The organism is Aeromicrobium fastidiosum, from assembly GCF_017876595.1.
In the GTDB taxonomy this organism is placed as follows: Bacteria; Actinomycetota; Actinomycetes; order Propionibacteriales; family Nocardioidaceae; genus Aeromicrobium; species Aeromicrobium fastidiosum.
The window spans coordinates 2,076,195-2,098,470 of the sequence record NZ_JAGIOG010000001.1 but is presented as its reverse complement, the minus strand read 5'-3'; the positions used below and the strand labels follow the sequence as shown (position 1 = coordinate 2,098,470).

Annotated in this window: 23 protein-coding genes; 12 read left to right on the top strand and 11 right to left on the bottom strand. The window is 72.1% G+C overall.

Features of this window, described 5'->3' with window-relative positions:
* Window positions 1-16 precede the first annotated feature (16 nt).
* The gene (locus tag JOF40_RS10380; protein ID WP_129185315.1) at window positions 17-826 is read right to left on the bottom strand and encodes a biotin--[acetyl-CoA-carboxylase] ligase; all 810 of its coding nucleotides are present in this window, start codon (window positions 824-826) and stop codon (window positions 17-19) included.
* A gap of 51 nt (window positions 827-877) precedes the next feature.
* Here JOF40_RS10380 and JOF40_RS10375 point away from each other — a divergent pair, with 51 nt between their 5' ends.
* The 5 genes from JOF40_RS10375 to JOF40_RS10355 all read left to right on the top strand — a co-directional run bounded on the left by JOF40_RS10375 (window position 878) and on the right by JOF40_RS10355 (window position 4,364).
* Window positions 878-2,470, top strand: coding sequence for an acyl-CoA carboxylase subunit beta (locus tag JOF40_RS10375; RefSeq protein WP_246153001.1), 1,593 nt, complete (start codon window positions 878-880; stop codon window positions 2,468-2,470).
* On the top strand, window positions 2,467-2,739 hold the full coding sequence (locus tag JOF40_RS10370; RefSeq protein WP_129185316.1) for an acyl-CoA carboxylase epsilon subunit: 273 nt from the start codon (window positions 2,467-2,469) through the stop codon (window positions 2,737-2,739). Before JOF40_RS10375 ends, JOF40_RS10370 begins: the two co-directional genes overlap by 4 nt.
* Window positions 2,740-2,824: 85 nt before the next feature.
* On the top strand, window positions 2,825-3,490 hold the full coding sequence (locus JOF40_RS10365; protein WP_129185317.1) for a hypothetical protein: 666 nt from the start codon (window positions 2,825-2,827) through the stop codon (window positions 3,488-3,490).
* A gap of 13 nt (window positions 3,491-3,503) precedes the next feature.
* Window positions 3,504-4,094 carry a Maf family protein gene (locus tag JOF40_RS10360; RefSeq protein WP_129185318.1) on the top strand — a complete coding sequence of 197 codons (591 nt, stop codon included), beginning with the start codon at window positions 3,504-3,506 and terminating at the stop codon, window positions 4,092-4,094.
* A 48-nt stretch (window positions 4,095-4,142) separates the two neighbouring features.
* Window positions 4,143-4,364 carry a hypothetical protein gene (locus tag JOF40_RS10355; protein WP_129185319.1) on the top strand — a complete coding sequence of 74 codons (222 nt, stop codon included), beginning with the start codon at window positions 4,143-4,145 and terminating at the stop codon, window positions 4,362-4,364.
* A gap of 27 nt (window positions 4,365-4,391) precedes the next feature.
* Here the strand turns inward: JOF40_RS10355 and JOF40_RS10350 are convergent, their stop codons facing one another.
* From JOF40_RS10350 to JOF40_RS10340, 3 genes are read right to left on the bottom strand one after another with little or no spacing between them, the layout of a single operon-like run.
* Complete coding sequence (locus JOF40_RS10350; RefSeq protein WP_129185320.1) at window positions 4,392-5,720, bottom strand: glutamate-1-semialdehyde 2,1-aminomutase; 1,329 nt, start codon at window positions 5,718-5,720, stop codon at window positions 4,392-4,394.
* Entirely contained in the window at window positions 5,713-7,065 is a 1,353-nt protein-coding gene (locus tag JOF40_RS10345; protein ID WP_129185321.1) for an O-antigen ligase family protein, read from the bottom strand. Before JOF40_RS10345 ends, JOF40_RS10350 begins: the two co-directional genes overlap by 8 nt.
* A 10-nt stretch (window positions 7,066-7,075) precedes the next feature.
* On the bottom strand, window positions 7,076-7,906 hold the full coding sequence (locus JOF40_RS10340) for a hypothetical protein (RefSeq protein WP_129185322.1): 831 nt from the start codon (window positions 7,904-7,906) through the stop codon (window positions 7,076-7,078).
* Between the two features lie 69 nt (window positions 7,907-7,975).
* On the opposite strand from JOF40_RS10340, the gene JOF40_RS10335 reads away from it, so the two are divergent.
* Window positions 7,976-8,614, top strand: a complete 639-nt coding sequence (locus JOF40_RS10335; RefSeq protein WP_129185323.1) for a GNAT family N-acetyltransferase — start codon at window positions 7,976-7,978, stop codon at window positions 8,612-8,614.
* 43 nt (window positions 8,615-8,657) lie between these two features.
* Here JOF40_RS10335 and JOF40_RS10330 read toward each other — a convergent pair whose 3' ends face one another.
* Complete coding sequence (locus JOF40_RS10330; protein WP_129185324.1) at window positions 8,658-9,725, bottom strand: glycosyltransferase family 4 protein; 1,068 nt, start codon at window positions 9,723-9,725, stop codon at window positions 8,658-8,660.
* Between the two features lie 62 nt (window positions 9,726-9,787).
* On the opposite strand from JOF40_RS10330, the gene JOF40_RS10325 reads away from it, so the two are divergent.
* The 3 genes from JOF40_RS10325 to JOF40_RS10315 are packed head-to-tail and all read left to right on the top strand — an operon-like array spanning window position 9,788 to window position 14,189.
* Window positions 9,788-11,245, top strand: a complete 1,458-nt coding sequence (locus JOF40_RS10325) for an oligosaccharide flippase family protein (RefSeq protein WP_209674510.1) — start codon at window positions 9,788-9,790, stop codon at window positions 11,243-11,245.
* Window positions 11,242-13,149 (top strand): glycosyltransferase, encoded by a 1,908-nt coding sequence (locus tag JOF40_RS10320; RefSeq protein WP_129185326.1) that lies wholly within the window; start codon window positions 11,242-11,244, stop codon window positions 13,147-13,149. The genes JOF40_RS10325 and JOF40_RS10320 overlap by 4 nt, the downstream gene beginning before the upstream one ends.
* Window positions 13,146-14,189 (top strand): glycosyltransferase family 4 protein, encoded by a 1,044-nt coding sequence (locus JOF40_RS10315; RefSeq protein ID WP_209674507.1) that lies wholly within the window; start codon window positions 13,146-13,148, stop codon window positions 14,187-14,189. The genes JOF40_RS10320 and JOF40_RS10315 overlap by 4 nt, the downstream gene beginning before the upstream one ends.
* On the opposite strand, the gene JOF40_RS10310 is transcribed toward JOF40_RS10315, so the two are convergent.
* Window positions 14,134-15,249, bottom strand: coding sequence for a glycosyltransferase family 4 protein (locus JOF40_RS10310; RefSeq protein ID WP_129185327.1), 1,116 nt, complete (start codon window positions 15,247-15,249; stop codon window positions 14,134-14,136). The genes JOF40_RS10315 and JOF40_RS10310 overlap by 56 nt on opposite strands.
* A 41-nt stretch (window positions 15,250-15,290) precedes the next feature.
* Between JOF40_RS10310 and JOF40_RS10305 the strand changes: the two genes are divergently transcribed.
* On the top strand, window positions 15,291-15,695 hold the full coding sequence (locus JOF40_RS10305) for a hypothetical protein (protein ID WP_188111930.1): 405 nt from the start codon (window positions 15,291-15,293) through the stop codon (window positions 15,693-15,695).
* Window positions 15,692-16,669: a glycoside hydrolase family 6 protein gene (locus JOF40_RS10300; protein ID WP_188111929.1), complete on the top strand. Its 978-nt coding sequence runs from the start codon at window positions 15,692-15,694 to the stop codon at window positions 16,667-16,669. The genes JOF40_RS10305 and JOF40_RS10300 overlap by 4 nt, the downstream gene beginning before the upstream one ends.
* Here JOF40_RS10300 and JOF40_RS10295 read toward each other — a convergent pair.
* Entirely contained in the window at window positions 16,644-17,750 is a 1,107-nt protein-coding gene (locus JOF40_RS10295; protein ID WP_129185329.1) for a class I SAM-dependent methyltransferase, read from the bottom strand. The two genes, JOF40_RS10300 and JOF40_RS10295, sit on opposite strands and share 26 nt — an antisense overlap.
* Before the next feature lie 14 nt (window positions 17,751-17,764).
* On the opposite strand from JOF40_RS10295, the gene JOF40_RS10290 reads away from it, so the two are divergent.
* Window positions 17,765-18,328, top strand: coding sequence for a dTDP-4-dehydrorhamnose 3,5-epimerase family protein (locus JOF40_RS10290; RefSeq protein ID WP_129185330.1), 564 nt, complete (start codon window positions 17,765-17,767; stop codon window positions 18,326-18,328).
* A 17-nt stretch (window positions 18,329-18,345) separates the two neighbouring features.
* On the opposite strand, the gene JOF40_RS10285 is transcribed toward JOF40_RS10290, so the two are convergent.
* From JOF40_RS10285 to JOF40_RS10270, 4 genes are read right to left on the bottom strand one after another with little or no spacing between them, the layout of a single operon-like run.
* The gene (locus tag JOF40_RS10285; RefSeq protein ID WP_129185331.1) at window positions 18,346-19,371 is read right to left on the bottom strand and encodes an NAD-dependent epimerase/dehydratase family protein; all 1,026 of its coding nucleotides are present in this window, start codon (window positions 19,369-19,371) and stop codon (window positions 18,346-18,348) included.
* A 1-nt stretch (window position 19,372) separates the two neighbouring features.
* Window positions 19,373-20,056, bottom strand: coding sequence for a PIG-L deacetylase family protein (locus JOF40_RS10280; protein WP_129185332.1), 684 nt, complete (start codon window positions 20,054-20,056; stop codon window positions 19,373-19,375).
* Complete coding sequence (locus JOF40_RS10275; RefSeq protein ID WP_129185333.1) at window positions 20,053-20,841, bottom strand: glycosyltransferase family protein; 789 nt, start codon at window positions 20,839-20,841, stop codon at window positions 20,053-20,055. Before JOF40_RS10275 ends, JOF40_RS10280 begins: the two co-directional genes overlap by 4 nt.
* Window positions 20,838-22,142, bottom strand: a complete 1,305-nt coding sequence (locus tag JOF40_RS10270) for a class I SAM-dependent methyltransferase (RefSeq protein ID WP_209674506.1) — start codon at window positions 22,140-22,142, stop codon at window positions 20,838-20,840. The genes JOF40_RS10275 and JOF40_RS10270 overlap by 4 nt, the downstream gene beginning before the upstream one ends.
* Window positions 22,143-22,276 lie beyond the last annotated feature (134 nt).

Sequence of the window (22,276 nt, the reverse complement as noted above, 5' to 3'; positions counted from 1 at the left end):
CATGCTGATGATTCTGTCACCTTGCGAGACGCAGGTGGGTGATATCTCCCGCGCTGATGGCCCGCCCGTCGACCAGGATGCGCCCGTGCTCGTCGAGCCCGGTGGCCAGACCCTCGACGACCTCGTCGGCGGACAGCGTGACTCGCACGGTCGCGCCGATCGTCACGCACCGGCGGACGTAGGAGTCGCGGATGCCGGCGGCAGGGTCGCCGCCCGAGGCCGACCACGCCCGGTAGAGCGCCTCGAGGTTGCGCAGGAACGCTCGCAGGACGATCGTGCGGTCGGTCTCGGTGGCCCCCTCGAGCACGAGCGACGTCGCGGTCTCGACCGGCAGCTCGTCGCGACGCAGCGACACGTTCAACCCCACGCCGATGACGGCGGCGGGCCCGAGATCGGTCTCGACCCGCTCCAGCAGGATGCCGGCGATCTTGCGTCCGTCGACCAGGACGTCATTGGGCCACTTGAGGCCGGACTCGACCCCGCACTCGTGCACCGTGGCGTCGACGGCCAGGCCCACGAGCAGGGGCAGCCAGACCCAGCGGGCCGCCGGTACGGCGTCGGGGCGCAGCAGCACCGACACGATGACCCCGGAACCGGGCGGCGAGCTCCACGATCGGTCGAGCCGCCCGCGGCCGGCCGTCTGCACGTCCGCCGTGTGGACCGTCCCCTCGGGTGCTCCCCGGCGCGCCGCGGCTGCGACGTCTGCATTCGTGCTGCCTGTCTCGGCCGTCACGACGACCTCGGTCCAGAACCGGCCCGGACCCGTCAGGGCGGCACGCAGCGCCCCCGCGTCGAGAGGCGGACGGTCGAGGTCGCGGAAGGACATGAGAACAGACTCACATATCCATCCCGCGTGACGATCGTTACGCTGACCCCCGTGACCGAACAAGAGATCGTCGAGAAGCCCGAGCTCCACACGACCGCCGGCAAGCTCGCGGACTTCATCGAGCGGCGTGACACGGCGCTGGTCGAGATGGCCGCCCGCGCGCACGAGAAGCAGTCCGCGCGAGGCCGCCAGAGCGCCCGCGACCGCATCGACCAGCTGCTCGACGAGGGCTCGTTCGTCGAGCTCGACGCGCTGGCCCGACACCGCGCGACCGACTTCGGCCTCGACAAGAACCGTCCCCTCGGCGACGGCGTCATCACCGGCTACGGCACGATCGACGGCCGCCAGGTGTGCGTCTTCAGCCAGGACTTCAGCGTCTTCGGCGGATCACTCGGTCAGGTGTACGGCGAGAAGATCACCAAGGTCATGGATCTCGCGATCAAGTCGGGCTGCCCCATCATCGGCATCAACGAGGGCTCCGGCGCGCGCATCCAGGAGGGCGTCGTCTCGCTCGGCCTGTACGGCGAGATCTTCAAGCGCAACGTGCACGCCTCGGGCGTCATCCCCCAGATCTCGCTGATCATGGGTGCCAACGCCGGCGGCCACGTCTACTCCCCCGCCGTGACCGACTTCGTGATCATGGTCGACAAGACGTCCAACATGTTCATCACTGGCCCCGACATCATCAAGACCGTCACGGGCGAGGAGGTCTCGATGGAGGACCTCGGCGGCGCCCGCACCCACAACACCAAGTCGGGCAACGCCCACTACATGGGTGCCGACGAGGAAGATGCGATCGAGTACACCAAGGCGCTCATCTCGTTCCTCCCGCAGAACAACATGGAAGAGCCCGCCCCCTATGACGAGGTCGCGGACCTGGAGCGCAACGATGTCGACTATGCGCTCGACACCTTGATCCCCGACTCGGCCAACCAGCCGTACGACATCAAGACCGTCATCGAGTCGGTGCTGGACGACGGCGACTTCCTCGAGGTCATGCCGCTGTTCGCGCCGAACCTGGTGATCGGCTACGGACGGGTCGAGGGCCGCAGCGTCGGCATCGTCGCCAACCAGCCCATGCAGCTGGCCGGGTGCCTCGACATCGACGCGTCCGAGAAGGCCGCCCGCTTCGTGCGCACCTGCGACGCCTTCAACATCCCCGTCCTGACGTTCGTCGACGTGCCCGGCTTCCTGCCCGGCACCGACCAGGAGTGGAACGGCATCATCCGCCGCGGTGCCAAGCTGATCTACGCCTACGCCGAGGCCACTGTCCCGCTCATCACGGTCATCACGCGCAAGGCGTACGGCGGTGCGTACGACGTCATGGGCTCCAAGCACCTCGGTGCCGACCTCAACATCGCGTGGCCGTCGGCCCAGATCGCGGTCGTGGGTGCCTCGGGTGCCGTCGGCATCCTGTACCGCAAGGAGCTCAAGGCCTCCGACGATCCGGATGCCCTGCGCGCGCAGCTCATGACCGAGTACGAGGACACGCTGTGCAACCCGTACCTCGCGGCTGAGCGTGGCTACGTCGACGCGGTCATCGAGCCGTCGCAGACCCGCGCCGAGATCGTCAAGGGCCTGCGCCTGCTGCGCACCAAGCGCGAGACGCTGCCGCCCAAGAAGCACGGGAACATCCCGCTGTGAGCGAGTCATCGGACGTTTCGACGGGCTCAACGGGCGAGACGGACGAGGCGTCCCACAAGCCCGTCCTGCGGGTCGTCAAGGGCGACCTGACGGCCGAGGAGCTCGCTGCGCTGGTCGCGGTCGTCGCGGCCCGCAACGCCGCCGCCGCGCACGCCGCATCGGGCACCAAGCCGTCACTCCGCTCGGAGTGGGGCCACCCCGCACGCCAGGTGCGTCCCCCGCACGTCTTCGGTCCCGACCAGTGGCGTCGCTCGTCCTTCGGTCGCTGACCCCCGAGATGTCGGCACTTATCGACCCTTCTGGCGTGACAACACGTCCAGAAGTGCCGACATCTCGCGCGAGCGGGGGGCACCCGTGACCCTGCGCCCTCGTCCTGATCTGTCGGTCGCCGACTGGTTCGTGCACGACCCTGCTCCTACGTCCCTGCGGGCTCGTGTCGGGCCGTCGGGGTTCGAGGCCTACGTCCGCGTGCTGCACACCACGACGGGTGACGGGGAGCGCTTCGAGGGCCACCTCGACGACGTCCTGCTCGCCGCGCTGGTGTCGGACCTCGCCCCGCACACCACGACGCCGGGCCGCTGCTTCTTCGCGCTCTGGGAGGGCTACGGCGACATCCACGGCGGCGAGGCCGCCGGCTTCCTGACGGCGTTCTCGGGGCCGCCGAAGTGGCCCGGTCGCATCTTCACCCGCGAGAAGCCCGTCGCTCCCCCGCCTCCGGCGTTCCCGCCGCACGTCATGGCCGGGCCCCTGCTGACCGTCAACGGCGAGGAGCACCTGCTGTTCGAGGGTCCCGTGGCCGAGGCGGGCCAGTGGGGTGCCGCGGGCTACGGCGGCGGCGTGCCCCGCGACATCAACAGCCCCAACCTGATGTGGCCGGCCGATCACGCGTGGTTCGTGACGACCAGCGTCGAGGGCACCTGGACGGGTGTCGGCGGCTCGGCCGCGCTGATCGCGACGTTGCTGGCCGACGACCGGCTCGAGGTCGTCCGCCAGCGCTACGACGAGGGGGCGCTGCGATGAGACTGGTGCTGCCATGAGAATCGTTCTCGCGTCCCAGTCGCCCGCACGGCTCGCGACGCTGCGCTCGGCCGGCATCGAGCCGGAGGTCATCGTGTCGGGGGTCGACGAGACCGTCATCACCTCGACCGACGCCGGCAACCTCGCCGCCGCGCTGGCACAGCTCAAGTGCCGTGCCGTCGCCGCCCGGGTCGACGACGACGCCCTGGTGATCGGCTGCGACTCCGTGCTGGCCTTCGGCGGCGAGATCTTCGGCAAACCCCACGACGCCGCCGAGGCGCGGAACCGCTGGCGACGCATGCGGGGACGCACGGGGGTGCTCCACACGGGTCACTGCGTGCGGCGCGGCGACGAGGAGGTCGTCGAGACCGCGGCGACGGTCGTGCACTTCGCCGAGCTCACCGATGCCGAGATCGACGCCTACGTCGCGACGGGCGAGCCGCTCCACGTCGCCGGTGCGTTCACGATCGACGGCCTGGGCGGGGCGTTCGTCACGCGCATCGAGGGCGACCACCACAATGTCGTCGGCCTGTCGCTGCCGCTCCTGCGCGTGCTCGTCGCCGACCTCGACATCGCCTGGACCGACCTGTGGGAGCAGACCAACTGACCCGATTGTTTGGTCTGTGCCGCCCGAAGGTGCAAGGATGGACGAACGATGGCAACCACACCCCGCAAGCGCCGCTACCACGCATCCAGTCCCTTCCAGGCCGGACCGGAGGTGGTGCACGAGGTCTACGAGGTCGGTGCACGCGTCTCGCACGACACCTACGGCATGGGCCGCATCATCAGCCTGCAGGGCACGACGTCGGCCCAGGTCGACTTCGGCGAGGGTGCCAAGCACATCCCGCTCCCCTGCTCCAAGATGAGCGCCCTCTGAGCCAGCCCGGGTAGCCCCGCGCCGGCGTCAGAGCCGCCGCGGAGCCGCGGAGCGACGCAGGGCCGGGGCCACGGGTCGGCCGACGAGGAATCCGTCGACCGAGCCCGTGTCGAGCGCCTGCCGGTAGACCGCGCACGCCGCGGCCACGGCCGACACGGTGTGGGCGACGTCGTCCGCGCTGTGGGCCGCCGAGGTCACGAACGACTGGCCCAGCACGCCCCGCCGCAGCAGCTCCTGCAGGAACAGCGTGCGCCACGCCTGGCTGGGGACGCCGTCGGGGCCGCGCGTGCCGAACACGAGGCACGACGGCCGACCCGAGACCGTCACGTGCTCGGCCACACCGGCGGCCTCCGCCGCGGCACGAACACCAGCGGCCAGATCACGGCCGGCCTGCTCCATCAGCCCGACCGGATCACCGGACGTGTAGGCGTCCGCGACCGCCAGGAACGCCGCGAGACCTGTCGTCTCGGGGCCATGGGTCGTCGACAGCAGGAAGACCCGGTCGGCGTCGGTGTTGAGACCGCCGAGCTCCATGACCTCGCGCCGGCCGGCGAGCGCCGCGACGGCGAACCCGTTGCCCATCGCCTTGCCCCAGCACGACAGGTCGGGCGTGACGCCGTAGACGTGCTGCGCACCGTGCGCCGACCACCGGAACCCCGTGATCATCTCGTCGAGCACCATCAGGGTGCCGTGCCGGTCGCAGGCGGCGCGCACGCCCTCCAGGAAGCCCGGATCGGGCTCGGCCGATCCGGTGGCCGCCTCCAGGAACACGCACGCGACGTCGTCGCCGGCGAGCGCGTGCTCGAGGGAGTCGAGGTCGTTGTACGCGAAGCGCACCGTGAGCGCACGCGCCTGGCGGTCGGTGCCGGCCGACATGTCGGTCGTGCCGATGAACCAGTCGTCGACCGAGAAGAAGGGCTGGTCGCTGATCGCGACCTTGGAGCGCCCCGTGGCAGCTCGTGCGAGCCGCACGGCTGCGGTCGTGGCGTCGGAGCCGTTCTTGGCGAACTTGACCATGTCGGCGGTGGGGACGAGCTCCAGGAACCGCTCGGCAGCCACGAGCTCGAGCTCGGAGGGACGGCTGAAGCTCGTGCCGCGGGCGATCGCCGCGGTGACGGCGTCGACGACCGGCGCGTAGCCGTGGCCGAGCGTCACCGACCGCAGCCCCATGCCGTACTCGACGTACTCGCGCCCGTCGACGTCCCACACCCGCGCCCCAGCGCCGTGGGTCAGCACGGGCGCCATGCCGTCGGGGTACTGGTCGGACCCACGCGCGTACGTGTGCGCCCCGCCGGGGACGAGCTCGTGCAGCCGCGCCTGACGGGCGGTCGAGACGGGCAGGAAGGGCTCAGTCATGGATGCTCCCGGCGGTCGAGGTGATGTCGGTGCTGACGGGCGAGGTGGCGAGCGCGGCTGCCCCGGCGAGCCCCACGAGGACGTACACGAGCGTCGAGATCTGCGCGAAGCCGCCGATGTCGAGGATCAACGCCACGACCGCGACCGCCGTGATGGAGCCGACGATGCCGTTGACCAGCTCGAACGCGCCCGGATCGGGCGACGCCAGACCGCGTCGCGACGCCCGGAAGGCGATGCAGAGGGCACCCCCGAGCAGCAGCACCAGCGCGAGCAGGCCCACGATGCCCGACTCCACGAGCCGGGTCAGGTAGTAGTTGTCGAGGACGGGCTGCTCGGACACGTCGTACGTGCCGGACCCCTGCCCGAGGAGCCAGTGCTGGGGCAATCGCTGCAGCGCGTACGACAGGCCCGACGAGCGCGAGCCGACCGAGTTGTCGGACGTCCCGCTCACGAGCACGTCGGCCAGCCGTGACACGAGGGGCACGCCGGCGACGACCGCTGCTAGCACCGCGAGCGCGAGGGCGGAGCCGCCGACGACGACCCGGCGGACGGGCCACCGCCACGCCATCACGAGCAGGGCCGCGGCGATGCCGACGAACGCGGACCGCGAGATCGTCGACACGGCACCCAGCGCGATGACGGTCGACGCCGCCGCCCACGGCCAGCTGATGTCGTCGCGGGCACGGCGCGACAGCGTGAGGCCGAGCGCGAGCGGGAAGACCGCGGTGAGGACGGCGCTGAGCTCGAGCGGGTGGCCTGCGCTGCCCGCGGGACGCACGGCCCCGGCCCGCAGCAGCTCGCCGACCGTCGCGGTGCTGCCCTGGTCGATCAGCCCCGGCAGGACCAGCGATCCCGCGAGGTCGATGCCCGTGCCCGCCTGGACGAGCGCCAGGGCCGCGCTGATCGCGGCACCCACCACGATGCCCTGCACGACGCGTGCGAGGTCGGCGAGGCTGCCGATCGCGACCATGACGAGCAGGACGGCCGCGACCATGCCGACCTCGCGGGTCACCAGCAGCGTCGACTGGGAGGCCTGGTCGCCGACGGGGCCGCGCAGCATCAGCGACGCGCTCGACACGAGGGTCGCGAGCAGCATCGCCATCGCGATCAGGGCCGCGGGCCGGTGGAGCTGCCGGACCGGCTGCCGTCCGAGCCAGCACAGCAGCAGCAGGACACCTCCGGCGTACCAGGCGATCGAGACCGGTGTCAGGCCCAGCGTGAACGGGACGACGATCGACTGACGCGTCGCGAGGAGCCAGCCGCAGATGACGGCCACGACGGTCGCGCCCGCCCCGACGCGGTCGTCGACGACCACGGGGGACGTCAACGTGTGGGGGGCGCGCACGGCCCCTGGGTCAGCCACGACCCGCGCGGCCCACCGGACGTGGCGCGTCGATCTGCGCCGTGCCCGACCGCCGCGCCGCCGCGAGCCGTCCCTCGGCGCTGCGCCACGCCTGCTTGGCCTCCGCCCGGGTCAAGGGGACGTTGCGCCCGCTGCGCTGCCACTCGTCCTGGAGCAGTGCCCGTACCTCGGCCCGCGGGACGCCCGAGCCGGTGCCGCCCCCCTGACGTCCGCCGAGCAGCGGCGTGAGGGCGACGAGCGCCACCAGCGCAGCGAACCCGGCCGCCAGACCGGTCATGCCTGCGGCCCGCAGCTGGGCGTTGCCGGCGGTGACGCCGGTGGTGGGCTCGGCCGACACGACGGCCTTGGCCTGTGACGAGGCCGGCACCCCCGCGGCGGTCTGGATCGCGGCGAGCTGCACCGACGCCTGCTCGACGAGGGCCGTCGCGGCTGCCTGCGCACCATCGGCGCTGCCACCCGAGGCTGTCAGCGACACCAGCGGCGTCAGCTGCGCGACGGCCGCGTTGTCGCTGCTCAGGGTGTCGGCGGAGTAGACGCCGTCTCCGCCGGCCGCCACGACGGCGTCGCGCACCGCGTCGCCCTCGAGCTGGGTGCTGACGGTCAGCGCGAGCTGGCTGATGCTGTAGTCGAGGTTGACCAGGGGGTTGGTGCCCGGACCGCCGTCGGTGGCCGTGGGCGGGATGATCAGCACGACGGCCCGGCTCTCGTACGTGCTCGACGCGGTCTTGTATCCGTAGGCGGCACCGAGGGCGCCGATCAGCACGACGAGCAGCAGGGCGATGGGCCTCCTCGTGAGCGACCGCACCAGCTCGTCAACCCTCACAGCTCGTCCTCCACGTCGTCGTCCGATTGGTCCGGCACGTTTCGGCACCGGCAACTACTCTCCAGTTGCATGAGCATCGTCGGGCGCAACCATGACGGCCGGGACGTCCGCAGTCGTCTGGTTCGTCGTGTGGCGCTCGACACGGTCGGCCCCCAGCGGGTCGACGGCACCACGATCCTGCTGCGGCGCGCCAGGATCTCCGACGGCCCGGCCTGGCGTGCCGCCCGGCTGCGCGATGCCGACCGGCTGCGGCCTGCCTTCGGCGACGACGTCACGCTGACGGCCTGGGTCGAGCACGTCCTGGAGGATCGCGAGGCGACCGGACAGGGCATGCTCGAGCCGCTGCTGGCCGTCGACGACGAGGGGCACGTGCTCGGCGAGTGCACGTTCTCGTTGGACCGCCGGTCGGGACTGGCCGAGTGCTCGATGTGGACGGTCAGCGCGACCACACCCGGGCAGACCACGTGGATCATCGTCAGCGCAGCCCTGTGGTTGCTCGAGCGTCGGCCGACCATCCCATGGATCGTCGCCCCCGTCGCGGTCAGCAATCCCGGCCCTGCGCGCATGCTCACCGCCAGCGGCTTCGAACAGGCGGCCATGGCCCGACAGCTCAGGCTCTACGACGGGGTGCCCACGGATCACGACATCTGGCGGCTCGAGAACACGCCCGCCGTGCGGGAACGGTTGCGCGTCCTCGCCGCGGGGTGACCGCCTCGCCCCTCGAGCCCACCAGGGGCTCAAGGAGCGCCGGTCAGGCCGCGGCGCGCAGGATGCGGGCGAGGACCGCGCTCATGCCCGCCGAGGTGAAGTCGCTGCGGGCTCGCTCGGCCGCGGCACGGCCCATTGCGCGGGCCCGTTCGGGGTCGGCGAGCACCTGACGGAGCGCACTCGCGAAGGCATCGACGTCGCCCGGCGGCACGAGCAGGCCCGTGACGCCGTGCTCGACGTAGTCGGAGACCCCGGGGTTGTCGGTCACCACGAGCGGCCTGCCGCTGGCCATCGCCTCCAGGACGACCGTCAGCCCCGATCCGGTGCTGGTGGGCTTGAGGGCGATCGCCACGACGGTCGAGCGTCCGTAGAGATCGCGCATTCGACCTCCCATGCGCCCCGTGTAGAGCGTCCCGAGATCGTCCGGCAGGTCGACCGGCAGGCCCGTCGCGAGCTCGAGTCGCACCGAGCCGAGGTCGTCTCGCACCCGTGCAACCGCCTGCACCAGCAGGTCGTGGTCGCGGTAGCGGTCCTCCCCCGCGCTCGACACGGTCGGCGTGGCGAGCTCCCACGGCTGCTCGGCGTAGAAGTCGGTGTCGATGCCCAGCGGCACGTAGTGGACGCGGCGGGGGTCGAGCCGCCACTCCCGGGCCAGCACCGGCACCATCGCGCTGCACTGGGTCCAGACGGCGGCGGCGCGCGGCAGGGCCCGCGAGGCGAGGCGACGCTGCAGCGGCTCGGTCTCGTCGCGGGTCGTCAGCCAGCCGATCCCGGTCACGACGGGGGCGAAGCGCGAGTGTGGCGCAGCCAACGCCGCAGGAACCCCGGTTCTCTCGTCATAAGCCAGCACGACGTCACTCTCACTTCGTGACATCCGGCGGAGGTCCCGCAACGCCTCGACCGGTTCGAGCCCCGACGTCCGATAGCGCAGCGACCGCGCGACCCGGGCCCAGGGGCCCGTCAGCGCACGATCACCGAAGGTGACGTCGAGACCGTGATCCTGGAGGTGGTGGAGCCCGTATGGCGACGAGTCCGGAACCTCCCCACGCTCCGAGCGACGAGCCCAGTCGGCAGCGACCGTCCCGTCCGGAAGGGGCACGAAGCACCGCATCGCCAGACCTCCCCTCGTCGCCGTCAGGAGCCGACCCTACCGGCTCCAGCGCCGCGCCGTCGGTGTCTCCGCCCACCGTGCGGCGGATGGCGGCGGCCTTCGGCTACCAGCTGGTGTTCCGCGTCTTCGGCATGATCGCGTCGATCGTCACGGTGGCGCTGACGGTCCGACACCTGGGCGGCGAGTCGTACGGCCACCTCACGACGGCGATCGTCTTCGTGAGCCTGTGGACCAGCTTCACCGAGCTCGGCATCGGCGCCGTCGTCGTGCGCCGCGTGACGTCAGGACAGGGCGATCTCGAGCGTCTCGTGCGCGTCAACACGGGCCTGTCGCTGGTCTACGGCATCCCGCTCACGATCATCACGACGGTCAGCGGCCTGGTGGTCTATTCGGGCCAGGACGAGGTCACCGCCGTCCTGCCGATCGTCGCGGCGGGCCTGGCCATGACGACCGTCAGCACGTGCGTCCAGCCCGTGTTCCTCGCGACGGTGCGGTTCGCGGCCGTCGCGTGGTCGGACTTCGCGAGCCGCGCCCTGTCGCTGGCCCTGACGCTGGCGCTGCTGCAGACCGACGCCGGCCTGATGTGGTTCGCGGTGGTGCAGGTCGTCCCGCCGCTCGTCGTGCTGGTCGTGCAGGGCGTGGCCGCCTCGCGCATCCTGAGCTGGCGGCCGGTGTTCGCCGTCCGCGAGAGCTGGGAGCTCCTGCGCGAGAGCCTGCCCCAGACAGCGGTGCTGGTCATCGGCGTCCTCTACTGGCGCATCGACGGCGTCCTGCTGAGCCTGCTCGACTCCCCGCTGCAGGTCGGCACCTACTACCTGGCCTCGACCCTGGCGTTCACGCTCTCGGTCATCCCGACCTTCTTCGCCACGTCGACGCTGTCGTCGATGACGGGTCTGTGGAGCAGCGACCGCGACCGGTTCTCGCACTTCACGTCCCGCAGCGTCGAGACCATGTTGTTCATCGGCGCCCCCATCGCCGTCGTGGGGCTCGTGCTGGCCGGACCGGTCATGCGGCTCATCGGCTCGGACGAGTTCGTGGGCGACGGCACGCCGACGCTGGCGCTGCTGTTCGTGGCCGTCGGCGTCACGTTCCTCAACGGCACGGTCAGCCAGGCCCTGTTCGCCGCCCACGAGCAGGCATTCCTGGTGCGGCTCAACGTCGTCAACCTGGGCATCAACATCGTGCTCAACCTGGTGCTGATCCCCCTCTGGGGCGCCGCAGGGGCCGCGCTGGCGCTGCTCGTGACCGAGCTCATCGGCCAGGTCGTCGCGTCCTGGAGGCTGTCGCGGCGCTGCGCCTACCGCACCCCGTGGGCCTTCGCGATACGCCTGACGGTCTCGCTGGCAGCGGCCGCCGCCACCGCCCTGCTGCTGCACGGGGCACCCGTGCTGCTCGCCCTGGCGGGTGCCGGCGTCGCCTATCTCCTGGCCAACCTCGTCGTCGGGCCGGTGAAGATCGCCACGGTCAGGACGATGCTCGACGCTGGGGCGGCCGACGACCGCGAGGTGTCCGTGCCATGACCCGTCCCCTCGCGATCTGCTGCGTCGCGTACCGCACGCCCGACCTGCTGCGCACCTGTCTCGCGGCGCTCGCGCAGCACCTGCCCGGCGTCCCCGTCCACGTGCACGACAACTCGGCGGAGCATGCCGCCGAGCTCGACACGGTCGTCGCCGACCACCCGCACGTGCACTGGCACCGTGGCGGCCCCAACATCGGCTTCGCCGCGGCGGTCAACGCGCTCGCGGCGACCGTGCCGGGTCACGACCTGCTGCTGGTCAACCCCGATGCCGTGGTGCAGGGACCGCTCACCGCGACGCTCGCGGCCGTCCGCACTCCGGGGGTGGCGGCTGCCGCACCCCTCACTCCCGCGACGGGTCCGGGCGGACGACCGTGGGACGTCGCCCACCGACGCCGCGGCGTCGTCCGCGCCCTCGTGTCGGCCGCGGGCTACGCCGAGCAGCTGCGGCGCACGCCCCTGTCCGAGCTCTACGCCGAGCGTCCGGATGACGTCGACGGCTACCTGACCGGGGCCTGCCTGGCCGTCTCGCGCCAGGCGTGGGACGAGATCGGCCCGTTCGACGAGGAGTACTTCCTCTACGGCGAGGAGGCCCAGTGGCAGCAGCGCGCCCGCTCGGCCGGCTGGCGGCTCGTGCTCGCCGACGAGACCGGGGTGCTGCACGAGGCCAACGGCACCGTGGCGTCCGACGCCGTGGCTTCACGGCGGTCGCACGACCTGCTACGCACCAACATCGCGCTGCAGATCGAGCACGCCGGCACCGGCGGGTCGCTGCGCGGCGACCTCTACCTCGCGGGCACCTCGGCGCTCGACCGGGTGCAGCGCTCGAAGCGGCGCCAGCGGGCCGGCCTCGCTGCCAGCGGCCGGCCGGCAGTCGTCCTCACGATCAACCAGCTGGTCTACGGCGGGGCCGAGCGGCACCACGTCGTGCTGGCGACCGAGCTGGTGCGCCGCGGCTACGACGTCACGATCGTCGCGATGCAGCGCTTCGGCCCGCTGGTCGCCGAGATCCCCCACACCGTGCGAGTCGTCCGCCAGCCGTGGTGGGCGCCTGCCGTCGACCTCCCACCCGGGCCGGCCGTCGTCGTCACCGGCGACACCAACACCGAGACCGGCTTCGGCACCCTGTGGCGACGACACCGCGCCGACCGTCGGTGGCTCGTGGGAGCGCACGTGCCACCCGATCCCGACGCGGCGACCTACTCGACGGGGCTCGGCCGGGCCATGCGCCGCGCCGACGGGTTCATCGCCCTGTCGCCTCGCCACCGCGATGAGGTCTCGGCCCACCAGGACGTCGCCCGCCGGTGGTTCATCGCACCCAACGGCGTCGCCCACCGTGACGGGCTGGCCGAGGTGCCGCCCCGTGAGGACCACGACGGCCCGCTGCGGCTCGTCATGATGTCGCGCATCGTCGAGCTCAAGAACCCGCACCTGCTGGTCGAGGCGCTCGACGGCCTGCGCGACCGCGCCTGGACGCTCGACATCTTCGGTGACGGTCCCGACCGCGAGCGGCTCGAGGCGCTGACGCCCGACGACCTGCGCGACCGCGTCCGCTGGCGAGGCTGGTCGCCCGGGCCGGACCACGCCTTCGCCGAGGCCGACGTCGTGTGCCTGCCCAGCCGGTCCGAGGCGTTCCCGCTGACGATCCTCGAGGCCATGGCTCGCCGGTTGCCCGTCATGGCATCGGCGACGTGCGCGGTGCCCGACATGCTCGACCACGGGCGGGCCGGCATCGTCGTCGACGACGTGACGGTCGCAGGATGGCGCGCGGCGCTGGCCGGGGTGCTGGACGACCGGAGCCCCCTGCCCGGGATCGCCGACCGCGGTCTGGAGCGCATGCGTGACCACTACACGATCGAGTCGTTGGCCGATGCCTACGAGCACGCGATCGCGGAGGTGCTGTCGTGAAGGTCCTGTGGCTCTCGCCGTGGATGCGACCACTCGCCCGTATCCACGCCGACGCGCTGCGCTCGGTGGGCCACGAGGTCCGGCTCGTGACGTCCGACCAGCACCCCGAGTCGGGCCCCGCGCGCGACGACGAGTGGGTGCTCGACCCTCGTCCCAAGCAGCCGTCGACGTACCGCCCGTTCCTGCGCGTGCGCCGCGAGGCGCTCGCCTTCGGCGCCGACGTCGTCGTGACCGAGCTCGTGCGCGACCCTCGCTGGCTCACCCTCGGCGGCGGGGTGCCCCGCATCGACGTCGTGCACGACGACCGCCCCCACGACTCCGGCGAGCAGCGCCCGCGGTGGGAACGGTCGCTGTTCGACCGCTGGGGCGCAGGAGCAGACCTCACGCTGTTCTTCAGCGAGTTCGTCGCCGGGCGGGTCGACCGGACGCCGCAGGCGCTCGTGCCGCTCAGCAGCGACGTCGCCGACGCGGCCGTGCCACGGTTCGTCGAGGCCGAGGACCGCCGCGACTTCGTGCTCAGCGGCCGGCTCAACGGCTACAAGAACATCCCCGTGGCGCTCGAGGCGTGGACCCTCCATCGCTCCGGTCCGCGCTACCGCGGCGACCAGCTCGTGCTGATCGGCGACGGCGAGGCACCCGGCGAGCTGCCCGACGGGGTGCGGTGGCAGCGCGGACCGTTCCGCTACGCCGACCAGCTCGACACCCTCGCCCGGGCGAAGGCGTCGTTGGTGCACTACCGCCGCGCGACGCAGAGCGGGGTGCAGGTGCTGGCGATGCAGCTCGGCGTCATGCCGGTCGTGTCGCCCGAGGGCGCCCTGCCCGAGCTGCAGCCGCCGGGCGGCCCCGTCGTGGGCGTCGACGACGTCCGCGGGCTGGCCGACGCGCTCGACGTGCTGGCCGACCCGGCCGAGGCCGTCCGCGCGGGATGCCGGGCGCGCGAGGCCTACGTCGAGCGGCACAGCCGGCCGCGGGTCGCCGAGGCGCTCAGCGTCGCGGTCGGTCGCGCCGCCGGTCGACGAGGCGGATCCACAGGTCGGTGAGGTCGTCGTACCAGCCGTCGACGTCGAAGTGCTTCGACCGCGACAGGGCCGCCGACGCGACGCGCACGCGCAGCTCGTCGTCCTCGACGAGCCGGCGGATCGCGGTGCTGAGCGCGGTCACGTCGCCGGGTTCGACCAGCAGGCCCTCGACCTCGTCGCGGACGACGTCGGGGATGCCGCCGACCGGGGAGACCACGGGGGCCAGCCCCTGTGCCATCGCCTCGAGCATCGCCATCGGCAAGCCCTCCTCGTACGACGGCAGCAGGAAGACCTGGGACGCACGGGTCAGGGCGTCGCGCTCGGCCGGATCCTGCCAGCCCCGCACCTCCACGACGTCGCCCACGCCGGCGTCGTCGACCGCGCGGCGCACCTCGTCGATCTCCCCGTCACCGGCCAGCACCACGCGTAGCCGGGCGCGCATGTCCGCCGGCAGCAACGCGACCGCCGCCACGACGTCATAGCTGCCCTTGCGGTGCCCCAGACGGCCGAGCGACACGGCCTGCACGACCCGGCCGGGCGGACGTGCCCGCGGTGCCTCGACGCCTCGCGCGAGCTCGACGGGGTTGTGGAGCACGTGGACGCGACGCTCGTCCATGCCCAGGCGTCCGCCGAAGTCGGCGACGTGGTGGTCGGCGAGCACGAGCCACACGTCGGCGGCCACGGCACGGCGCACCAGCGTCTGCACGCGCGGCGGCAGGCCGTCGAACCAGCCGGCGAAGTCGTAGCTGTGCTCGTGGACGACCGTCGGGACGCCGCGCAGCCTTGCCGCGGCCAGCGGCAGCGCCTTGCGGACGACGCTGCCGCCGTGGGCGAGGTGCACGTGCAGGACGTCGGCGCGTCCGGCCATGACCAGCGCCGAGGCCAGCAGCATGCCCCGCACGCCCAGCAGCGTGCGCCGCACGACGCCGTGATCGGCGTAGGTCGGGACCACGCGGATGCTGACCCGCGGATCGGGATGGGCCGCCATCAGGGTCAGCACCGTGGCCATGCCGCCACGGCTGTCGGCCGACAGCGGTGCCGGCCCGATCGTCAGGACCCTCAGGGGTCGGGCGTCACTCATCGACACGGCACCTCTCCGCCTGCCGACCTACCATGGAGGACATGCATCGGGCAGCTGTACGACGGGTGGGGCGCACCGTCGAGATGCTGCCGGCCGTGGCCCGCATCGGCGTGCGGAGAGCGCGGCGCGCGAGGACCGGGCAGCCTGCCGTCGCCGCGTCGGCGGCCCCCACCGCACCCGGGCTGACGTGCCGCATCGACGCAGGGACGTCGACCGCCGAGTGCTCGTCCACGGTGCCCGACGAGCGCGCGGCACAGCTCGTGGCCGACGTCGTGTCGTCGGTGGGTCGCGACCTGCGGCGCATCGCCTGGTTCGTTCCGGTCGACGACGTCGCGCTCGAGAGCGCGCTGACCGCGGCCGGATTCGTCTGCGAGGGATGGGCCGCCCCGCCTGTCGGAGACACGCGCCAGCACCGCCAGTGGGCCCTGTTGACGGACGATGCATGAGGCGCGCGCTCGCGACGGCTGTCGTCGTCCTGGGACTCGTCGGCCTGACCCACGACGGCTGGCAGCAGACGACGCAGGTGCGTGACGTCGCTCTCGGCAACGGCCTGCTGAGCGGGCCCAGCGAGGCCAAGGCGTGGGTCGACCGGCAGGGCGGCGGCACCGACCCGGCCGTCGTCCGTCGCATCGCCGAGCAGCCCGACGCCTTCTGGCTCGTGGGGTCGGACGGCGATGCCGGCGCGCTCGAGCTGATCGATCTCGCACGTCAGCAGGACCGCACCGTGCAGCTCGTGCTCTACGACGTCCCGCGACGGGACGACGGGCTGTCGGGCGCGCAGGGCGCCGCCGACCTCGAGGCCTACGCGGCCTGGGTCGACCAGGTCTCGGCGGCGATCGGCGACACTCGGGCCGTCGTGGTGGTCGAGCCCGACGCGCTGTGGTTCGTCGACCGCCAGACCCCCGACGGGGCCGCGCGCACGGAGCGCATCGAGTCGCTGCGCTACGCCGTCCGCACGCTGGGCGAGCGCAATCCGCGCACCCGCGTCTACGTCGAGGCGGGCACGTCGTCCGGCTCGGTCGAGACCGATCGCATGGCCGACCTGCTGGCCGAGGTGGGAGTGTCCGACGATGTCGGCTTCGCGGTCAACGTCAGCTCGTACGCGCCCGACGCCGAGATCAACGCCTACGCGCAGGAGATCCGCGCGCGTCTCGTCGCCGCCCACGGCCTGCGCGACCCGCGCTACGTCGTCGACACGGGTCGCAACGGCAACCCCGACTGGGACTTCGAGTGGTGCAACCCGTCGGGGCGCCAGCTGGGGCACGAGCCCGGTCCGGTCGGGGACGACGCCGGCCTCGACCTCAACCTGTGGATCAAGGCTCCCGCGACGTCCGACGGCGACTGCGGTGTCGGACGCGGCACCTACGGCGGCGAGTTCATGCCCGACGAGGCGATCAGGATGAGTCACGGTCGGTCCTGACGATCCAGCGACCCGCGAGCTCGGGGTACGCCTGCTCGAGCTCGGGCAGCAGGTCGGGCAGCATCAGCAGCACGCGGTCGGGTGACGCCTCGACCAGGGCGGCGGGCGAGATGATGGGGATGTCGGTGCCCGGCATCCGTCGTCCCTGCTTGGCCGGCGACACGTCGGCGACGGCCTCGAGCACGTGGCTGTCGATGCCGGCCAGGCCCAGGCGCGCGACGGCGACGGAGGCCGCGCCGTAGCCCATGACGCGCACGTCCTCGTCCGCGCGCGCATCGAGCCAGGCGCGCAGGCCCGCCACGTCGGCGTCGACCGCGGCCTGCAGCCGGCCGAGCCGGACGGGGTCGGTGACCCCGAGATCGGCCTCCTCGGCGAGCATCGCCCGGGCGGCCGCATCGGGCCGGTACCGACCGTGACGGGCCGCGACCAGCACGGTCCCTCCGTACAGGTCGAACGTCTCGACCCCGACGACCGACATGCCGACGGCCGCGAGCAGGCCACTCAGCGACGTGAAGGAGTAGTACGCGGCATGGCCGTGCCGCAGCGACGACCACTGGCCGTGGCGCAGGATCGCGGCCAGCGAGTGGAACTGCACCAGCAGGACGCCGTCGGGTGCCGTGGCATCGGCGCGCGCCCGCCACGCGCCACGCTGGTCGGCCTCGTGCATCACGCCGAAGCTGTCGAGCACGACGGACGCCGGGCCGTCGGTCACGACGTGCCCTCGACGCACGACGAGCGGCAGCCACGTGCCGCCGTGCGGGCTGGGGAACTCCCGCACGGTGCGGCCGGGCAGCCAGCCGCGAGCGTCCGCGATCGCGACGGCGCGCTCGGCCTGCTCGACCAGGGCCCGCGGCTCGACGCCCAGAGGCTGCTCGGGCTCGGTGTCGTCCTGCGCGATCTGCGCCAGCCCGCACTGCCGGCACAGCGCCATCGCCAACGGGTGTCGCACGTCGCCCGCCGGATCTCCCTCGGGTGCGCTGGTGACAGGCGGGAACGCATCGGCGATCGGGACGTCACCGAGGTCGAGGACCGTCGTCGTGTCGTGCGAGCCGCAGGCGCAGCACTCAGGAGGCGTCGTCATGGCAGCATGAGCCCATGCGCGTCGAGAGCACGTCCCTGGCCGATGTCCTGCTGCTGGTGCCCGAGGCGTTCCGCGACGACCGCGGCTGGTTCACCCGCACGTTCGACACCGCGATCTTCGACCGCGCGGCCGCCGACCTGGGCATCGACGTCAGGTCGGGAGACTTCACCCAGGACTCGCAGTCGCGGTCGCGTCGCGGCGTCGTGAGGGGCATGCACGGCCGTGGCGGCCGCGGCGAGGCCAAGCTGGTGCGCTGCGCGCGGGGATCGGTGCTCGACGTGCTGGTCGACATCCGCCCCACTTCCGCGACATTCGGCCAGCAGGCGTCGTTTGAGCTCGACGACGAACGCCACGCGCACCTGTACGTCCCGCCCGGCTTCCTGCACGGGTTCCAGGTGACGAGCGAGCAGGCCGACGTCTGCTACCGCATCGACCGCCCGCACGAGCCCGGCGAGGACATCGGGGTCGCGTACGACGACCCCGACCTCGCAATCGCGTGGCCGGAGCCCGTGACGGTCGTGTCGGACCGCGACCGATCGGCCGGCTCGTGGGCGACCCTGCGGGCCACGCTGGTCTGACCTCGCGCTGCCCGTCGTCATGGGACCTGCGGCCTCATGGAGGCGTCGAGGGTGCCCTCGACCTGACGGCGCTTGAGCACCGCCAGGCGGGTGAAGCTCTGGTCGAAGGCGGTCTGCGTGAGTCCGTGACGCGTGTAGGCGTCGTGCAGCTCGACGGCGCCGTCGGCGATCGACCACGTCGCGTCGTAACCCGGCAGCAGCTTGCGGATCAGCGAGAAGTCGACGCGGTACGACCGGGGGTCTGCACCGGTCTCGCCGGTGATCGACAGTCGTGAGCCCGGGACGGTGTCGGCGACGGCCTGGGCGATCTCGGCGACCGTGACGTTGTTGGCCTCGGTGCCGACGTTGAAGGCGCGGTCGTGGATGTCGGCCGTCGGTGCCTCGAGCGTCCGGATGAACGCCGTCGCGATGTCACGCGCGTGCACCAGCGGACGCCACGGCGTGCCGTCCGACAGCACCTTGACCTCGCCGGTCAGCACGGCGTGCCCCACGAGGTTGTTGAGCACGATGTCGGCCCGCAGCCGGGGCGAGAAGCCGAAGGCCGTGGCGTTGCGCAGGTACGACGGGCTGAACGAGTCGTCTGCCATCGCGCTGACGTCGGCCTCGACCCGCACCTTGCTCTCGGCGTAGGGGGTCAGCGGGCGCAGCGGCGCGTCCTCCGTCACGAGGTCCTCGCCGGCGGAGCCGTAGACCGAGCACGTCGACGCGTACAGGAAGCGGGACACGCCCGCCTCTTTCGCGGCACGCGCGAGGCGCACCGACGCGGCGTGGTTGATGTCGTAGGTGATCTCGGGCGCCAGTGCGCCGAGCGGGTCGTTCGACAGTGCCGCGAGGTGGATGACCGCGTCGAACCCCGCGAGGTGCCGGGCGGTGACGTCCCGCAGGTCGACCGCGAGGGTCTCCGGGTCGTGGGGGGCCGGGCCGAGGATGCTGTCGGCGAACAGGCCCGTGTCGAGGCCCGTGACGTCGTGGCCGGCCTCGGCCAGCAGCGGTGCCATGACGGTGCCGAGATATCCCTGGTGTCCGGTGAGAAGGACCTTCATGTCAGCGGGTCTCCTGTGCTGGGGTGCGATGGTGTTCGGGGGCGAGGGGGGCGAGGGTCAGGACTGCCTTCTCGACGACGAAGGCCTCGGCGTGCTGCTGGTGGCACTGCACGCCGCGCAGGCGCATGAGTGCGGCGAAGGCGGACTCGTCGTACCAGTCCTTCGACTGCTGCGAGGGGTACGACGACATCAGGACGCGCAGCTTCTCGGCCGCGACGTCGGGCGTCAGCGGGTGCATCAGCACGGGCTGCGGGGTGTCGGTCTCCCACTTGAGGATCTCGTAGCCGAGGATCAGGTGGTCGCGAAACTCCGTCGGCGCCAGCTCGGCGACGAGCCGGTGGTCCTGGTGCGCGTCGTGCCGCTGCGGGGCGAACACGAGGTCGGCGTCGCCGCCGCGGGCGAACTCGCCCATCGCGTCCTTGATGCGGTCCCAGTGCGCGGGCGCACGGCCGTCGGGCAGGTCGAGGATCGTCAGGTCGACCTCGCCGGCCAGGGCGGCCAGCGCCTCGCGCTCCTCGGCCTCGCGGGGAGTTCCGGCACCGCCGAGCACGAGTGCCCGCACCCGGACGTCGGGGTACGACCGCTTGAGCGTCAGGAGCGTGCCGCCCATGCCGATCGCGAGGTCGTCGCAGTGCGCCGCCAGCAGGGCGACCTCGCGGACGTCCTCGAGCGCGAGATGGATCATGCGGTCACACCGCGGTCCTCCCACACGGCCCACGGGCGGCTGCCGTCGGAGTAGGCCGCGTCGAGCTCGGCGCGCTCCTTGAACGTGTCGGCGGGCTTCCAGAAGCCGTCGTAGCGGTAGCCGTAGAGCTTGCCCTGCGCCGCGAGCGCCGTGCACGCATCGGCCACGAGATCGCCGTTCTCGGGCAGGTGGTCGAACACCTCCTGCGACAGGACGAAATAGCCGCCGTTCTCGCCGAGCGGCAGGTCGCTGACGGGGCTGATGCCCGTGACGCCGCCGCCGTCCGCCACGTCGACGATGTGGAACGACGACTGCGGCGGGACGACGATCATCGAGGCCGCAGCGCCGAAGTCGTGGAACTCCTTGATCATGGCGTCCAGCGGTGCGTCGCACAGCACGTCGGCGTAGTTGGCCAGGAAGAACTCGTCGCCCTGGAGGTGCGGTCGCACGCGGCGCAGACGCTCGCCGATCGGCGTCTCGAGCCCCGTGTCGACGAACGTGATCGACCAGTCGCTGATGTCGGTCGACAGCAGCTCGACCTTGCCGTCGCGCAGCACGAAGTCGTTCGACTCGGTCTCGGAGTACGTCGTGAAGAACTCCTTGATCTGCTTGGCCCCGTAGCCGAGGCACAGCACGAACTCGGTGTGGCCGAAGTGCGCGTAGTAGCGCATGACGTGCCAGATGAGCGGCCGCGGACCGACCATCTGCAACGGCTTGGGGATGACGTCGGCGTCGCCGTTGCGCATGCGCATGCCGTAGCCGCCGCAGAAGAGCACGACCTTCATGACAGGACCTCCGTGGGAGTGGCGGCCGCGGGGGCCGGGACGGTGTGGACGGTCGGCAGGGGAACGACGATCTCGCCGCCCCACTCGCGGACGTACGACAGCTGTGCGGCGATCTCGGTCTCGAGGTTCCACGGCAGCACCAGGACGACGTCGGGCCGGTCGGCCGCGATGCGCTCGGGCGCGTGGATCGGGATGCGCGTGCCGGGGGTGAACCGGCCGTGCTTGTAGGGGTTGCGGTCGACCGTGTACTCCAGCAGGTCGGAGCGGATGCCGCAGTAGTTGAGCAGCGTGTTGCCCTTGCCCGGGGCGCCGTAGCCGACGACCCGCTTGCCGTCGGCCTTGGCGTCGAGCAGGAAGCGCAGGAGCTCCTGGCGCACCGACTGCGAGCGGGGCTCGAGCTCGAGGTAGCCCTCGACGGCGTGCAGGCCGGCCCGCTCCTCCGCGGCGAGCGCGTCGGCGACGGCCTGGCTCGGCTCGCCGGCGACCTCCACCGGCTGCGCCCACACGCGGATGGAACCGCCATGGGTCGGCACGAGGTCGACGTCGACGACCGTCAGGCCGGCCGTCGCAAGGGCACGGCTGATCGACAGGACCGTGTAGTACTGGAAGTGCTCGTGGTAAACGGTGTCGAACTGGCCCAGGGCCACGAGGTTGAGCGCGTGGTGCACCTCGATGCTGACCCAGCCGTCATCGGCGGTCAGCGTGCGCAGCGCCCGGCTGAACCCGAGCAGGTCGGGGATGTGCGCGTAGACGTTGTTGGCCACGACGAGCGATGCGGAGCCGCGCTCGGCCACGACGTCATCGGCGACCTGCTCGTCGAGGAACGTCGTCAGCGTGGGAACGCCCCGCTCGCGGGCGGCCTCGCCGACGTTGACCGAGGGCTCGATGCCGAGGCACGGGATGCCCGCCGCGACGACGTGCTGCAGCAGGTAGCCGTCGTTGCTGGCGACCTCGATGACCGAGCTCTCGGACGTCAGGCCCAGGCGCTCGATCGCATCGTGCACGAACGTCTTGGCGTGCTCGACCCACGAGTCGGAGAACGAGGAGTAGTAGGCGTAGTCGACGAACGTCTCCTCGGGCAGGATCAGCGCCGGGATCTGCAGCAGCAGGCACTCCTCGCACAGGCGCAGGTGGAGCGGGTAGGTCGGCTCGGGGAGGTCGCGGCCCTCCTCGGTGAGGAACAGCTCGCACGGCGGGGTGGCACCGAGGTCGAGGACGCTCCGGAGGCGGGAGGACCCGCACAGACGACACGACACAACAGCCTCCGACCACTCGTGGACGAGCGATCCCTTGCCGCTCACCTCATCAGAGTTGGCTGACGGTCACCTATGACGTGATGGCGTAGTGAACACCCGTGTGACGTGCTCCACGCGGGGCGGTGACCTGGTCGCCCATCACCCGCGCGACCGGTGACCGGGTCTCCCATCACCCGCGT